Consider the following 15,071-nt stretch of genomic DNA (forward strand, 5'->3'; position numbering starts at 1 on the left):
AGACTTCGTGAGCGTGCCAGAGACCAGAACCGAAACCGACACGTTCGGTCCCATCGAGGTCGCCGCCGACCGTTACTGGGGCGCGCAGGCGCAGCGTTCACTTGCCAATTTCAAGATCGGCTGGGAGAAACAGCCGGCGTCGATCGTGCGGGCGCTGGGCATCGTCAAGCGGGCCGCCGCCGAAGCCAATATGGAGCTGAAGCGGCTCGATCCGGCGATCGGCAAGGCCATTGTCGAGGCCTCCCAGGAGGTCATCGACGGCAAGCTGAACGAGCATTTCCCGCTGGTCGTCTGGCAAACCGGCTCAGGCACCCAGTCCAACATGAACGCCAATGAGGTGATTTCCAACCGCGCGATCGAGCTTTTGGGCGGCGTCATGGGGTCGAAGAAGCCGGTGCATCCCAATGACCACGTCAATATGAGCCAGTCGTCGAACGACACCTATCCGACGGCCATGCACATCGCCTGCGCCGAGCGCATCAAACACGACCTGCTGCCGGCGCTGAGACATTTGCATGCGGCACTCGAGGCAAAGACCAGGGCTTTCGCCCACATCGTCAAGATCGGCCGCACCCACACCCAGGACGCCACGCCGCTGACGCTCGGCCAGGAATTCTCGGGCTATGCGGCGCAGGTCGCCTCGTCGATCAAGCGCATCGAGATGACCCTGCCCGGCCTGCAGGAACTGGCACAGGGCGGCACCGCGGTCGGCACCGGCCTCAACGCGCCGGTCGGTTTTGCCGAAAAGGTGGCGGCGCGTATCGCCGCGATCACCGGCATCGATTTCGTCACCGCGCCGAACAAGTTCGAGGCGCTGGCCGCCCATGATTCCATGGTCTTCTCGCACGGCGCCATCAATGCCTGCGCGGCGGCGCTGTTCAAGATCGCCAACGACATCCGCCTGCTCGGCTCGGGCCCGCGTTCGGGCCTCGGCGAATTGTCGCTGCCGGAAAACGAACCGGGCTCCTCGATCATGCCGGGCAAGGTCAATCCGACCCAATGCGAGGCCATGACGCAGGTTTGCGTGCAGGTGTTCGGCAACAACGCGGCGATCAGCTTCGCCGGCAGCCAGGGCCATTTCGAGCTCAACGTCTACAATCCGCTGATGGCCTATTGTTTCCTGCAATCGGTCCAGCTGCTGGCCGACGCTTCGGTGTCGTTTACCGACAATTGCGTCGTCGGCATCGAGGCCCGCGAAGACAACATCAAGGCAGCACTCGACCGTTCGCTGATGCTGGTGACGGCGCTGGCGCCGACGATCGGCTACGACAACGCCGCCAAGATCGCCAAGGCGGCGCACAAGAACGGCACAACACTGCGCGAGGAAGCGCTGGCCACCGGGCTGGTCAGCGAAGCCGATTATGAGCGGCTGGTGCGGCCGGAGGACATGACGCATCCGGGCTAGGGTGTTGATATGCCTGGATCTCAACACCCATGTTGATCGCGAAAACGTTACCTGGGTGAACAATCCGTAACCAATCTCGCATCTTTGGTGAACAGTCGGCCTGCGCTAACTAGACGGGTATCCCAAGCCGTTTGGCCAAACCCTTCTGGAGAGTTACGCATGTCCACCAACACGTCCACCAACACGTCGTTTGCCGGTTCCGGCACAGCCGCCGGCGCCTCGGGCACGATCCTGCTCGGCCGCATCCTGCTTTCTGTCATCTTCCTGCTTTCCGGTTTCGGCAAGCTGACGGCGATTGCCGGCACCGCCGGCTATTTCGGCAGCCTTGGCCTGCCGCTGCCGATGGTGACCGCCATTGTCGTCGGCCTTATCGAACTGCTTGGCGGCCTGGCCATCCTCGTCGGCTTCCAGACCCGGATCGTCGGCTGGGTAATGGCGATCTTCACCGTCGCCACCGCGCTGGTCGCCCACACCGGCTGGGCCGATCAGATGCAGATGATCAATTTCATGAAGAACCTCGGCATTGCCGGCGGCTTCCTCGTGCTCGCCTCCTCGGGTGCCGGCGCGTATTCGATCGACGCCAAGCGCGGCTGAAGCGGCCCAGCATTGCCTAGACAAAAGGGGCGCGGAATTTTCCGTGCCCCTTTTTCGTTGTCGGAATGCGTCGGTCGATCTGCTGGCCGGAACTCTGCTAAGATCGGGCGCTGGGCCAAAACGGCCGCTGATAACGGAGGTGAATCATGCCCCGCAATGCGCTGCTCTTGCTGTCCCGGCTGCTGCTCGCCGCACTGTTCGTGCCGTCCGGCTTCCATGCGCTTGCCGACATCGCCGGCACATCTAGCTATTTCGCCGGCCTCGGACTGCCGCTGCCAACACTCGCTGCCTGGGGCACGGGGCTGTTCGAGCTGATCGCCGGGCTGCTCATCCTCGTCGGCTTCAAGACGCCGATCGTGGCGCTGCTGCTCGCCGCCTTCTGCATCGCGACCGCCTTCATCGGTCATTACGGCCAAGGCGGCGACGATCCGACGCTGACCTTCCTGCATTCACAGATGCTGATGAAGGACATTGCCATAGCAGGTGGTTTTCTGGCGCTGGCAATGGCTGGTGCGGGCGCCTGGTCGGCCGACGGGCGTGGCATCGGCGTCGGTGCCGAAGCGACCTGAAAGACTGGCGTCAGCACAGATCATCAGGCGTTCAGGAAATTGGCCAGAATGATCTCGCGCCAGACGCGGGTCGGCGTCACCCAGGCATCCTGGGCGTTGTACTTGCCTGCATAGATCACGGCGGCGATGTCGGCCTCGGGCATCAGCCAGAGCCGCTGTCCGCCATTGCCGAAACCCCCATACCATGATTTCGGGGCGGCGAATGCTGGCGCCGGCGCGTCGCCGGTGAACCACAACCGGCCATAACCAAGGCCGTCCGGCGTCGAGATTGTGGCTGTTAACGACGCGTTTATCCAGCCTTCCGACGCGATCCTCTCTCCATTCCACAGACCCTTGCGAAGAAGGAGTTGGCCGATCTTCAAAAGATCAGGGGCCGCCAGCCTGAGGCCGGACGCTGCGGAGGCGACGCCGTCACCACCAGCCGACCAATGGAAGCGCTCGATGCCAAGCGGCGCGAAAAGCGCCTCGCGCGCGAAATCCGGCAGGGATTTGCCGCAGCCTCTTTCAATGATCGCGCCAACCAGCGCGACGCTGCCGCCGGAATAGATCCAGCGGCTCCCAGGGTCGGCGATGATCGGCCGCTCAAGGATGAAGCGATAACGATCGGGCGCGTTCTCCATCGCGATCTCGCTGTTCTGCGGATCGCTATAGGGACGGTTTTCGTCCCACTCCATGCCGAGCGTCATCGTCAGCGCATGGCCGATCGTGATCTTCTCACGCGCGGGATCGGCGGCGAGATCGGCGTATTCGGGAAACAGCGCGAAGAGCGGCGCATCGGGTGGCGGCACCAGTCCCGTGTCGAGGGCAATGCCGTAAAGCAGGCTGACGATGCTCTTCGTTACCGAGCGCAGATCGTGCAGCGTGCCGGCGTCAAACGCGATCTGCCCGATCGGGCGCCCCCATTCTTCGTCCCTGCCCTCGGCATAGTGCTCCAGGAAGACCTTCTCGGAGCGGGCAGCGAGAACGACGTGCAGGTCGCGCAACAGACCGGACTCGAGCCCGGCAAGCAGCTTGCGGTGGATCGCTGGATCGAAGCCGAGCGCTTCGGCTGCAGCTACGGACGGAGATGACGATGGGATGGTCATGGAATTTTTCGCTCTGCGTTTACCCCACGTCCCGAAATCCGGCCTTGGACCGCCCGTTCACTTCACAGACATGCTTGGCCCGCCCTCGACCGCCAGCACCAGCCGGCGGTTGGTGACTCTTGCCAGCTGTGCCAGCCGGCCAGCCGGCCGCTCGCCGTAAAGATCGGCCAGCGCTGCCGGCAGCACCAGCGCCAGCACGCCATTGCCGCGGTTTTCCCATTTCAGCCGCGGCATGACGCCCGGCATTGCCGCGGTCAACAGATAGACGACGCGCAACAGCGCCGCCAATACCCGGGCGCGTTCGAGATAGCGCGGTGTCGCCAGCCCGCGGATTTCCGGAGCGGCTTCATTGAACACGCCCTCGTGGCGAAACAGGCTGACAAGCGCCAGGAAGGCGCGGCCGGGATGGTCGACGCCGATGAACGAGGCGTGGGCGATGATGTTGAGCGATTGCTTGCCGCGATATTCGGGATGGGCGCGCCAGCCGATATCGGCAAGCAGGCAGGCGGCGTGGCGGTAGCGCGCCTCATCCCTGGTTTCGTCGATGCCGAAGGCAGCGAAGGCCTTACCGGTCCATTCGACAAGCTCATGCGCGTGGTCGACCGATCGCGAGCGCAGGCGGGCAAGCTCTTCCGCCGCCGAGATCAGCGGATCGGCTTTCTGTTCGGCCTTGTCGAGCAGCGAATAGAGAAAGCCCTCGCGCACGCCCAGCGCCGACACGATGATCTTCGACGGCTGCATCGCCGCCATGATCTCCTGCAGCACGATGGCGCCGTAGGGCAGCAGCGAGCGGCGGTTCTTGGAGACGCCCTCGATGCCCTTGACCTTATCGATCTCGGCTTTGGCGACCTGCCGGAGGAAGCTCGCGGCGCTTTCGATGCCGATCTCGTAATGGTGCATGACGCCGAGCGGGTAGTTGGTCATTTCCATGTGCAGACGGGCGAGGTTTCGCCAGGTGCCGCCGACCGTGTAGAAGGCCCTGCCCTGTCCGCCCTTCAGCAATTTCGCCCGCGCCAGTTGCTCGCGCGTGATCTTTGCCGCCTGGGTCAGCGAGTTCTTCGCCATGTCCTGCAGGCGCAAGCCGCCCAACGGCAGGGTGATGCCGTCACCGATCGCCTCGCCGTCGATATCGATCAGTTCGAGGCTGCCGCCGCCAAGATCGCCGGCGATGCCGTTGGCCGGGTGGAAACCGGAGATGACGCCGAGCGCCGAATAATGGGCTTCCTCGCGGCCGCTCAGCACCTGGATCTCGGTCTTGAGTACATCCTCGGCGCGGTGGATGAAGTCGGGGCCGTTGACCGCCTCACGGGCGGCGGCGGTCGCCAACACATACATGCGCTCGGCGCCGGCCTGGTCGGAGAGCGCGCGGAAACGGCGGAACTCTTCCATCGAGCGCGTCACCGCCTCGGGATCGAGCTTTCCGGTCGAAACGATGCCGCGGCCGAGACCGGCGAGCATCTTTTCGTTGAACAGCAAGGTCGGCGAGCGCGCCAGCCCTTCATAGATGACAAGACGGATCGAGTTCGACCCGATATCGATGATGGACAGCGGTCGGCGGTCCTGAAGCCGGCCCTGGGACGCTGAAATCATCAGCCCGTCGCTGCGTTCTGTTTCTTGCGGCGCTTGAACTGCGCGATGCGCTTGGGCGCATGCGACTTCAACGCATCGCCCCGTCCGGACAGGCTCGGATTGGTCATGAAATATTCCTGCGCGTTGAACGGTTCCTCGCCCTCCTCCAGCACAACGCGCCGGGAGGTTCCGTCAGCCAATACGTCGAAACTTTGCTGGTTGTCCATGATGTTGCCGAGCATGATCTGGCCGAGCACCTGTTCATGCACAGTTGGATTGGTGATCGGCACCATGGTCTCGACCCGGCGGTCGAGATTGCGCGGCATCAAATCGGCCGAGGAGATGTAGACGATCGCCCCGTCCGAGGGCAGGCCGTGGCCGTTGCCGAAGCAATAGATGCGGCTGTGCTCGAGGAAGCGGCCGACGATCGACTTCACCCTTATGTTCTCCGACAGGCCCGGCACCTGCGGTCTCAGGCAGCAGATGCCGCGCACGACGAGATCGATCTCGACGCCGGCGCGGCTGGCATCGTAGAGCGCATCGATGATGATCGGATCGACCAGCGCATTCATCTTCATCCAGATGCGAGCCGGCCTGCCATCCAGCGCGTGGCCGATCTCGTCCGAAATATGCTTGAGGATGCGGTTGCGCAGCGTGAACGGCGATATGGCCAGCCGCATCTGCTCGGCCGGCTCGGCATAGCCGGTGATGAAATTGAACAATTGCGCGACATCGCGCGCGATCGTCGGATCGGTGGTGAAGAAGGACAGGTCGGTGTAGATGCGCGCGGTGACCGGGTGGTAATTGCCGGTGCCGAGATGCACGTAATTGCGTAGCCTGCCATCCTCGCGCCGCACCACCAGCGACATTTTCGCGTGGGTCTTCAGCTCGAGAAAGCCGAAGACGACCTGGACTCCGGCGCGCTCGAGGTCGCGCGCCCAGCGGATGTTGGCCTCCTCGTCGAAGCGCGCCTTGAGCTCGACCAGCGCCGTCACCGACTTGCCGGCCTCGGCGGCGTCGACCAAAGCCCGCACGATCGGGCTGTCGTTGGAGGTGCGGTAGAGCGTCTGCTTGATCGCCACCACTTCCTGATCGGCCATCGCCTGGCGCAGGAACTGCACCACCACGTCGAAGGATTCGTAGGGGTGGTGGACGATGATGTCCTTCTCGCGGATGGCGGCAAAGCAATCGCCACCATGCTCGCGGATGCGCTCCGGGAAGCGCGGATTGTAGGGCGTGAACTTCAGATCGTCGCGAGCGACGGCGACGATCTCCGAGATCTGGCTAAGCGCCAGCGGCCCGGTAAGCACGCTGATGCGGCTGGCCGAGACGCCAAGCTCGCCGGCGACGAAGTCGCGCAATTCGGACGGCATCAGCCTGTCGAACTCGATCCGGATGACCGAGCCGCGGCGGCGACGCTTCAGCGCCGTCTCGAACAGCCGCACCAGATCTTCGGATTCTTCCTCGACCTCGATATCGCTGTCGCGGATGATGCGGAACGTGCCGGAGCCCTTGACCTCGTAGCCGGGGAACAGCTTGCCGATGTAGAGACTGACCGCCTCTTCGAGCGGAACGAAGCGGACGTGATGCTTGCGATCCGGCAAGCGGATGAAGCGCCTCAGCGCTACCGGCAGGCGCAAAAGCGCGCTCATTTCCTCGCCGTTCTTGCGGTGGCGCAATTGCAGCGCCATCGAGAAACCGAGATTGGGAATGAACGGAAACGGATGCGCTGGGTCGATCGACAGCGGCGTCAGGACCGGAAACACCTGCTCCTGGAAATGGTCCTCGAGCCAGGTCTTCTCGTCCTTGGTCAGCGCATCGCGGGTGATGCTCTCGATGCCTTCCTTGTTGAGCTGCAGCATCAGCGCCGAAAGGCTGTTCTGCTGGTCCTCCTGCAGGCGCTCGACCTCGCGCAGCAATTGTTCGAGCTGCTGCTCGGGGGTGCGCCCGTCCGGGCTCTTCAGCACGATACCCTCGCGCACCTGGCCGGCAAGACCGGCGACGCGGACCATGAAGAACTCGTCGAGATTGGCCGCCGATATCGACAGGAAGCGAACGCGCTCGAGCAGCGGATGATTGGCGTTCAGCGATTCCTCGAGCACGCGCCGGTTGAATTGCAGCCAGGAAAACTCGCGGTTGACGAAGCGGTCAGGATTGCCGCCTTCGCGGCTCGCAGCCTCGATGGTGATGAATTCGCTTTGCACCGGCTTCAGTTCGTTCATGGTTCCTGCTCTTCCTACACCAGCCGTCGGCGCCAGCCTTAACCGGCTTAACTTATCCTCTGACAGGCTTTTGCGACAGTTTCATTTCATCGATCTTGCAAAGAGACGGGTTATGATCCAGATCCAATCGACAAGATCAGGAGACGACGATGGCAGGCGGTTCCATTCCCCATTTCCAGAACGATGCGGGCTATCCGGCAATCGACATCGGCGTCAAGGAATTCATGTGCACCGGCGCCAATCCGCCTTTCGACCATCCGCATGTATTTCTCGACATGGGCGACGACAATGAAAAGGTCTGCCCCTACTGCTCGACGCTCTATCGCTATTCGCCGAAGCTGAAGGCATTGGAAACGGTGCCGCCGGGCTGCCTTTATATCGACCAGGCCGCCTGATTCTTCCGCGACAAGCCTGATGCGAGAAACGCAGTCCCGGCATGTGGTCATCGCCGGGGCGGGCGTCGCCGGGCTGACCGCGGCACTGGCCTTCGCCGAGCGCGGCCATCGGATAAAACTGTTCGAACAGGCGCAGCACCTCGAGGCTGCCGGAGCCGGCATCCAGCTGTCGCCCAACGCGACACGTATTCTTCGACAACTCGGCGTACTCGATCGGCTGCTGCCGACGGCGGTGCGGCCGGAGGCGGTCGTGCTCAAGGATGCCGCCACGCTGCGCGAGTTGGCGCGCGTACCGCTTGGCCAGGCCGCCGAAACGCGCTGGGGAGCGCCCTATCTCGTTGCCCACCGCGGCGATCTGCAGTCAGCGCTGATGGCGCGGACAGCCGAGCGACCCGAGTTCGAGCTTGTCACCGGCGCCCGCGTCGGCAGCGTAGCATCCGGACCGAATGGCATCACCGCAACAGTCGAGATTGCCGGCACGACCATCGAAACCGAGGCATCGTTGCTGGTGGGAGCCGACGGCGTCTGGTCGTCGGTGCGAGAAAAGCTGGCCCGCACGGAGGCCGACTTTGTCAGAAGCCGATTCTCGGGCGAGCTTGCCTGGCGAGCCACGGTGGCCGCGGACAGCCTCGCCGGACAGGCCTTCGGCATGATCGGTGCGCCCGATTGCGTTACTGCATTCCTCTATCCCGGCTTCCATATGGTCGCCTATCCGGTCAGCCGTGGCACTGCCTTTAATCTCGCCGCCTTCACCAGGGGTGAGCGAATCGCCGAGGGCTGGTCGGGGCATGCCGACCCCGCCAGCCTCGTCAGTGCCATGCGCGGTACCGCGCCGGCGCTGGTCCGTCTGGCGAGCGAGGCGGCGCCGTGGACGGCATGGCCGATCCACACCGTCGAGCAGCGGCGGTGGACGACACCGGAAGGCGTCGCGCTGATCGGCGATGCGGCGCATGCGATGACGCCCTTTGCCGCACAGGGCGCGGCGATGGCGATCGAGGACGCGGCGACGCTTGCCGGCTTCGTTGCCACCTCGCCTGCCGATCTCAGCGGCGCGCTTGCCGCTTGGGAACAGGCGCGGCGGCCGCGCGTCGCCCAGGTCGCCCGCCGCGGCGCGGTCAACCGCCTCGCCTGGCACGCGGCCGGGCCGGTGGCGATGGCCCGCAACCTGTTCCTGGCGATGCGCTCACCCGAAAAGCTCGCCGCCGATCTTGATTGGCTTTATGGCTAGCGGGCGCGCGAGTCTGGGGATCGGCGATAAAAAGCTCGATAGGCCGGCGGGACAGCGCCCCCCTCTGTCCTGCCGGACATCTCCCCCACAAGGAGGGAGATTGGCAGTTTCGGCGCCTTGCTAGGTCCTGCAACGTTAGAGATTGGCGAAAGGAGGGCTCGAAGGATCGCGGCGTTGATCAGCCGGAACCCTCTTCAATTGTGAAGCCGCATCGACAGGCCGAGCGAGGCTGGCAGCGGGTTCCACCAGCCGGTGCGCAGCCCGGCCGTGCGCAGTGCCGCCGCCGTCCAGGTGTTGCAGCCGATCAGCGCGTTGAAATGGCCATTGGCTTCGAAGAAACGATCGAAGCGGGAATAGGCCGCATTCTCGATCGGAATGGCCCCGTTCGGCCCCCGCTGGAAGCTTGCCGCAATGTAATCGAGCAGCGCTGCAAAGCGTTCGTCGCCGATGTCGAAGCCGGCGACGTCGGGATGCGGCTCGGCGATGTCGCCGGAAATGTCGACATGCATCACCGAGGCATCGACGGTCAGCGCCTTCATCACCGGCATCGGCTTCAGCTCCGACCAGGTCGGCGTCTCCAGATAGAAGGCGCGGCCGCCCCAGCCGAAGACGATGTAGCGGACCTCCGCCATGTCGGCAGGAATGCCGGCATCGACCAGGAAATGGAAGCGCCGGCGCATATCGTCGTCGACCGGAATGGCGATGTCGGTGTGGATCGGATTTTGCAGCACCAAGATGCGGTGGCTTGCGCCGATCGGATCGGCAACTGCCGCCGGCCAGAGCGGGCGCGGCAGCAGCGTGCCCAGCGCTGCGGCAAGCACTGTTGCAACGACCAGCAGGCCAAGAAAACGGGCAAGCTTCTTCATGGGAAAGGCTTAGAGCAAGCCATGCTCAAGGTGAAGCGTCTCTGGAGTTGCACGGCTGACAAAGCGCTTGACGCGTATCCTCCCCGGGAGGATATGCTCAAGCATGTCAGATCACCTCCACGCCTCGCATCCTTCCATCATAAAGCGCCTGAAGCGCGCGCAAGGTCACCTTGCGGCTGTGCTGGCCATGATCGAGGCGCATCGCCCTTGCGTTGATCTGGCGCAGCAGCTTCATGCCGTCGAAAGGGCCATCAGCAGCGCCAAGCGCGAGCTGATCAACGATCACATCGAGCATTGCCTCACGGACAGCGTGGAAACCGGCGGCAACTCGCTGGCGGAACTCAAGCAGCTGGCGAAGTATCTATGAATGCCATCGTAGCCCGCATTCTGGACTGGCTCGGGTTCGGCTCGCACGCCGCACATCATCACGGCGATCACGGTTCGCACGGTCACACCCACGGCGTCATCGATGCGACAATTGCTACCACCGACCGGGGCATCTGGGCAATCAAATGGTCGTTCGTAATCCTGGCCATCACCGCGGCGTTGCAGATGGTCGTGGTTGTGCTGTCGGGGAGCGTGGCATTGCTGGCCGACACGATCCATAACATCGGCGATGCGACAACGGCGATCCCGCTATGGATTGCGTTCGTGCTGGCGCGGCGCAAGCCGTCGCGGACCTTTACCTATGGCTTGGGCCGGGTCGAGGATCTGGCCGGCATCATCATCGTGCTCATCATCCTGTTCAGCGCTGTTGTCGCCGCCTACCAAGCCATCGACAGGCTGATCAATCCACAAGTAGTGACACACCTCGGCTGGCTGACGGCGGCGGGCATTGTCGGCTTCCTCGGCAACGAGGCGGTTGCCGTGTTCCGTATCCGCGTCGGCCGCGAAATCAACAGCGCGGCACTCATTGCCGACGGCTACCACGCCCGCACCGACGGACTTACCAGCCTTGCCGTGGTCATCGGAGCCATCGGCGTCTGGCTCGGCTTTTCCTTGGCCGACCCGATCGTCGGCCTGCTGATCACGATTGCGATCTTCGGTATCGTGTGGCAATCGGCCCGTTCGGTGCTGACCCGCATGCTGGACGGAATCGAACCCGGTGTGATGGATGAAATCCGACATGCCGCCGAGCATGTTGCGGGCGCGCATATTGTCGATGCCAAGGCGCGCTGGGTCGGTCATAGATTGCACGCGGACATCGCAATTGCCGCGGACGAAACCTTACCGCTGTCGGCGGCGAACAAGATCGCGGCAGCGCTGAAAGACGAACTGTCCCAGCATATGCCAGCCCTGGCTGAGGCGAATGTCCGGTTTTCAACGGAACGTGGAGAGAACGACCATCCGCACCCTCACGAGCACACGCATGACCACGGCCACATGCACTGACGCTCGCCGATTTTCTGCTAGTCTCGTCCGATGTTCCAGACGCTCGTCGAATTTCAGCGCACGATCTATCTGACGCTCGGCGAGCAGATCAAGCTGCTTGCGGCCGGAGGCAATTGGCTGGCATTCATGGCCTTCCTGCCGATGGGCGTCGTGTTCGGGGCTGCCCATGCGCTGACGCCGGGTCATAGCAAGGCGGTCCTGGCGACCTATCTTGCCGGTTCGGATGCGAAGGTCTCGCGCGGCCTGCTCGTGTCTATCACGCTATCGTTCACGCATGTGACGATTGCCGTTCTGATTGCGGCTCTCTCGCTGCCACTGGTCTCCATAGCATTGGGCAGCGTTGGCCGCGCTCCGCTCCTGGAGCATATCAGTCGTGGGCTGCTCGGCCTCATTGGCGTCTGGATGCTCTGGCGCGCTTTGAGCCACAGCCATCACCACAGGCACGAAGGCGAGGCTGTCGGCGTGATGGCAGGCCTGATCCCCTGCCCGCTGACGCTTTTCGCGATGACTTTCGCGATCTCCAGGGGTGTTCCGGCAGCGGGCGTCCTGTTTGCCATCACCATGATGGTCGGCGTGGCGCTGACGCTGTCCTGCGTCGCGGTATTGTCGATCGTGTTTCGGGAACGGCTTGTACAGTTTTTCGCGCGCCAGCCACGGCTGTTCGAAACCATCTCCCGGGCCATCGAGGGCGCTGCCGGTCTCGCCCTTGCCGGCGTCGCTGTCTGGCAGATCACATCAGCTTAAGAGAAAACATGGTTTCAGCCACTGCATGGCGTCCGGGCCGGTGCAGCAGTTGGAACGAGCCAAGCCGACGCCGGTCATGTCACATCGATCACGACCATCAGCCCGCCGCCGCCCTTCTCCTCGACATTGTTGTTCGTGGTGTGATGCGGGATGTGGCAATGGATCAGCCATTTGCCCGGACGCTGTGCCTTCCAGATCACGTCATAGCGCTGACCTGGCCCGACGTTGACTGTATCGGCAAGGAAACGACCCGAGGCAGGGATCGTCTCGCCGTCGCGGGCAACGACCTCGAACGGTCCGCCATGGATGTGCATCGGATGGATGAAGCCGTTGTTGGTGCCGATGAACCGCACCTTGAGCGTCTCGCCGACCTTCATCGGAATCGTCTCGGTCGAGGGATAGGCCTTGCCGTTGATGGTGAAGAAATTCGGCATGCCGCCGTCCATCGGCATCGACGGGTAGGTCAGCCCTTCCCGCACCAGCCATTCCTGAAGCTCGATGACGTAATCATGGTCGGCCGCGACCTCATCGGCGGGATTGGCGGGATCGATGATCAGCGCACCGTAGAGGCCGAGCGCCTGGGTCCGGTCCGGCTTGGCATGGGGGTGATAGAAATAGGTTCCGTGCTGGGTTGCGGTGAATTCGTATGAATAGGATTGGCCGGGCTCGATCGGCGCCTGCGTGATCTCGGCTGGCCCATCCATCTGGTTCGGCAGGATCAGGCCATGCCAATGCACCGTCGTTTCCTCAGGCAGGCCGTTGACGACGTTGATCCTGACCCGATCGCCCTGGCGAATGTGAATTCGCGGACCGGGAATCTGGCCATTATAGGCATAGGCGTCGACCGCAACGTCCGGCAGGATCTGCCAGCGGACCACCGAAGGCCTGAGCTCGAACACCTTGATGCCGTTCTCCATTCGAAAAGGCAGGTCCTGGTCACCCTTTGCCGTCAGATCATAAGAGGCGGCCACAAGGCGAGGATCGGTGGCGGCCATGTCGCGCATCGCGTCGGCCGGCGTGTCGCGGTCCATGATCATGCCTTGCGGCATGATCACCCCGCCGACGTCGCGCGCCGACAGCGTCAGGTTCAGCCAATTCGCCGGCGCGATCATGCCGATGGCGAGGGCCAGCAGGGAGACCATGCTGAGGGCGGCGACTTGCGGGGTCGTGGCATCCGTCTCCATGTGATGACCGGCGCCGCCTTTGCCTTTGTGGGAAGCCATATCGTGGTGCTGCCCGTGATGGCCGCTGGCGTCGGCCTGCTGCATTTGCATCTGCGCGTGTTGCCCTTGGTGGGGCTGCTCTCGACCGTCGGTGCCGGCCGCCTGTTGGCGCTGTGTCATCAGCCCATGTTTCAAGCCGCGGGCGACCAGCCAGACATTGGCCGGGTAGGCAAGCGCAAAGCCGGCGATGACGCCGATCGACATCACGCCCCAGAACAAAAGCTCCGTCGGTTCCATCGCGCGCATGTCGCGGCCCATCATCAGAAAACTCATGACCGGCGCCATGCCGGCCATCATGAAGTTCATGGAGATGAACTCGGGCAGAAAGCTCTTGCGCACATTCTCCCAATAGGTGCCGCCCATCATCGATTTCATGAACAGCGACTGGAAGATGAACAGGCCGAAGGCAAAGCCGGCGAGATATTCGACGATCAGGTCGATCCACATCGGCAGGCCGAGCGCCGCCGTGACGGCGGCGGCAAGAATGATGCCGGTGGCATCGCCGGCGACGCAGTGGATGGTGGAGCCGACGCCCTGCTTCCAGAGCGGCCGGGTAAAGAGTTCATGCTCGCCCGGCCGGGGCTCCTTGTCGGCTAGCACGTAGAGCAGCAAGCCGAGCGGACCCATATAGAGGGTAACCAGGATGAATCCCCATTTCATCACCACCGGCTCGGGATTGTTGCGATATTGATCGAAGCCGACATAAAGCGTCGAAGCCAGCGCCAGTGCGAACCAGACGACGAGAAAATAATCGATCGGTTGGATGAGCATCGGGATGAACCTTGACCTGCCGCCGCACGCGCCAACGCGGCTCGTTATACAACTCCCAATGGCAATGAACGCAGCCGGCGCGCTTATGATCCGTGCCGGCCTTAGCTACCAGGTTGCAAGGTGACCACTCGAGCGGCCTGAAGCACGCTTGCTATCTTCTCGCGCCGCGCACGGTCAGCGCTCGTCGAATACGCGTAAGGCCCTGAGCAACGCAGCGAGCCCGGTCCGCCGGTCTTGTTCCGAACCGGCGTACAGGATCAGTGCAGGATCTGCGACAGGAACAGTTTCGTGCGTTCGTGGCGCGGGTGGTCGAAGAACTCGGCCGGCGTGTTCTGCTCGACGATCTGGCCTTGGTCCATGAAGATCACCCGGTTGGCGACTTTGCGCGCAAAGCCCATTTCATGGGTGACGCAGAGCATGGTCATGCCTTCCTCGGCCAGCCCGACCATCGTCTCCAGCACTTCCTTGATCATTTCCGGGTCGAGCGCCGAGGTCGGCTCGTCGAACAGCATGATACGCGGGTTCATGCACAGCGAGCGGGCGATCGCCACGCGCTGTTGCTGGCCGCCGGAAAGCTGGCCGGGATATTTGTTGGCCTGTTCCGGGATCTTGACGCGCGTGAGGAAATGCATGGCGATTTCCTCGGCCTGCTTCCGCGGCATCTTGCGCACCCAGATCGGCGCCAGCGTGCAATTCTCGAGGATGGTCAGATGCGGAAACAGGTTGAAGTGCTGGAACACCATGCCGACTTCGCGGCGCACCTCGTCGATCTTCTTCAGATCGTTGGTCAGTTCCTTGCCGTCGACTATGATCTTGCCCTTCTGGTGTTCCTCCAGCCGGTTGATGCAGCGGATCATCGTCGATTTGCCGGAGCCCGACGGGCCGCAGATGACGATCCGCTCGCCGCGCATCACCTTTAGATTGATGTCCTTCAGGACATGGAATTCGCCGTACCATTTGTGCATGGCGATGATGTCGATGGCGACATCGGTGGTGGAAATATGCATC

14 protein-coding genes are annotated in these 15,071 nt (G+C 63.1%); 8 read left to right on the plus strand and 6 right to left on the minus strand.

Going from position 1 to position 15,071, the window contains the following annotated elements; all coding sequences use genetic code 11:
* Nucleotides 1–7: 7 nt before the first annotated feature.
* From fumC to NKH91_RS26975, 3 genes are all read left to right on the plus strand, one after another.
* Nucleotides 8–1,405, plus strand: coding sequence for a class II fumarate hydratase (gene fumC / locus NKH91_RS26965; protein WP_352848422.1), 1,398 nt, complete (start codon nucleotides 8–10; stop codon nucleotides 1,403–1,405).
* A 159-nt stretch (nucleotides 1,406–1,564) separates the two neighbouring features.
* Nucleotides 1,565–1,999, plus strand: a complete 435-nt coding sequence (locus tag NKH91_RS26970) for a DoxX family protein (protein ID WP_352848424.1) — start codon at nucleotides 1,565–1,567, stop codon at nucleotides 1,997–1,999.
* A gap of 146 nt (nucleotides 2,000–2,145) precedes the next feature.
* Nucleotides 2,146–2,568, plus strand: coding sequence for a DoxX family protein (locus NKH91_RS26975; RefSeq protein WP_023722730.1), 423 nt, complete (start codon nucleotides 2,146–2,148; stop codon nucleotides 2,566–2,568).
* A 23-nt stretch (nucleotides 2,569–2,591) separates the two neighbouring features.
* On the opposite strand, the gene NKH91_RS26980 is transcribed toward NKH91_RS26975, so the two are convergent.
* Genes NKH91_RS26980 through NKH91_RS26990 form a run of 3 tightly spaced genes read right to left on the minus strand, consistent with a single transcriptional unit; the run spans nucleotide 2,592 to nucleotide 7,444 of the window.
* Nucleotides 2,592–3,653, minus strand: a complete 1,062-nt coding sequence (locus NKH91_RS26980; protein WP_352848426.1) for a serine hydrolase domain-containing protein — start codon at nucleotides 3,651–3,653, stop codon at nucleotides 2,592–2,594.
* A 57-nt stretch (nucleotides 3,654–3,710) separates the two neighbouring features.
* Entirely contained in the window at nucleotides 3,711–5,243 is a 1,533-nt protein-coding gene (ppx, locus tag NKH91_RS26985) for an exopolyphosphatase (protein WP_023722728.1), read from the minus strand.
* The gene (locus NKH91_RS26990; RefSeq protein ID WP_352481763.1) at nucleotides 5,243–7,444 is read right to left on the minus strand and encodes an RNA degradosome polyphosphate kinase; all 2,202 of its coding nucleotides are present in this window, start codon (nucleotides 7,442–7,444) and stop codon (nucleotides 5,243–5,245) included. The genes ppx and NKH91_RS26990 overlap by 1 nt, the downstream gene beginning before the upstream one ends.
* A gap of 149 nt (nucleotides 7,445–7,593) precedes the next feature.
* On the opposite strand from NKH91_RS26990, the gene NKH91_RS26995 reads away from it, so the two are divergent.
* Together NKH91_RS26995 and NKH91_RS27000 are read left to right on the plus strand one after the other, a co-directional pair.
* On the plus strand, nucleotides 7,594–7,839 hold the full coding sequence (locus tag NKH91_RS26995) for a zinc-finger domain-containing protein (protein WP_023722726.1): 246 nt from the start codon (nucleotides 7,594–7,596) through the stop codon (nucleotides 7,837–7,839).
* Nucleotides 7,840–7,858: 19 nt separating this feature from the next.
* Nucleotides 7,859–9,067 carry an FAD-dependent monooxygenase gene (locus NKH91_RS27000; RefSeq protein ID WP_352717600.1) on the plus strand — a complete coding sequence of 403 codons (1,209 nt, stop codon included), beginning with the start codon at nucleotides 7,859–7,861 and terminating at the stop codon, nucleotides 9,065–9,067.
* Nucleotides 9,068–9,261: 194 nt separating this feature from the next.
* On the opposite strand, the gene NKH91_RS27005 is transcribed toward NKH91_RS27000, so the two are convergent.
* The gene (locus NKH91_RS27005; protein WP_352481908.1) at nucleotides 9,262–9,933 is read right to left on the minus strand and encodes a TIGR02117 family protein; all 672 of its coding nucleotides are present in this window, start codon (nucleotides 9,931–9,933) and stop codon (nucleotides 9,262–9,264) included.
* A 103-nt stretch (nucleotides 9,934–10,036) separates the two neighbouring features.
* On the opposite strand from NKH91_RS27005, the gene NKH91_RS27010 reads away from it, so the two are divergent.
* The 3 genes from NKH91_RS27010 to NKH91_RS27020 are packed head-to-tail and all read left to right on the plus strand — an operon-like array spanning nucleotide 10,037 to nucleotide 12,069.
* Nucleotides 10,037–10,300, plus strand: coding sequence for a metal-sensing transcriptional repressor (locus NKH91_RS27010; RefSeq protein WP_023719742.1), 264 nt, complete (start codon nucleotides 10,037–10,039; stop codon nucleotides 10,298–10,300).
* Nucleotides 10,297–11,325, plus strand: a complete 1,029-nt coding sequence (locus NKH91_RS27015; protein ID WP_502895887.1) for a cation diffusion facilitator family transporter — start codon at nucleotides 10,297–10,299, stop codon at nucleotides 11,323–11,325. The genes NKH91_RS27010 and NKH91_RS27015 overlap by 4 nt, the downstream gene beginning before the upstream one ends.
* A 30-nt stretch (nucleotides 11,326–11,355) precedes the next feature.
* Nucleotides 11,356–12,069, plus strand: coding sequence for a HoxN/HupN/NixA family nickel/cobalt transporter (locus NKH91_RS27020; protein WP_023719744.1), 714 nt, complete (start codon nucleotides 11,356–11,358; stop codon nucleotides 12,067–12,069).
* 74 nt (nucleotides 12,070–12,143) lie between these two features.
* On the opposite strand, the gene NKH91_RS27025 is transcribed toward NKH91_RS27020, so the two are convergent.
* Entirely contained in the window at nucleotides 12,144–14,063 is a 1,920-nt protein-coding gene (locus tag NKH91_RS27025) for a multicopper oxidase domain-containing protein (protein ID WP_352814888.1), read from the minus strand.
* Between the two features lie 257 nt (nucleotides 14,064–14,320).
* On the minus strand, nucleotides 14,321–15,070 hold the full coding sequence (locus tag NKH91_RS27030) for an amino acid ABC transporter ATP-binding protein (RefSeq protein WP_031194215.1): 750 nt from the start codon (nucleotides 15,068–15,070) through the stop codon (nucleotides 14,321–14,323).
* Nucleotide 15,071 lies beyond the last annotated feature (1 nt).

It is taken from the genome of Mesorhizobium sp. M0894, from assembly GCF_040319725.1.
Taxonomy (GTDB): domain Bacteria; phylum Pseudomonadota; class Alphaproteobacteria; order Rhizobiales; family Rhizobiaceae; genus Mesorhizobium.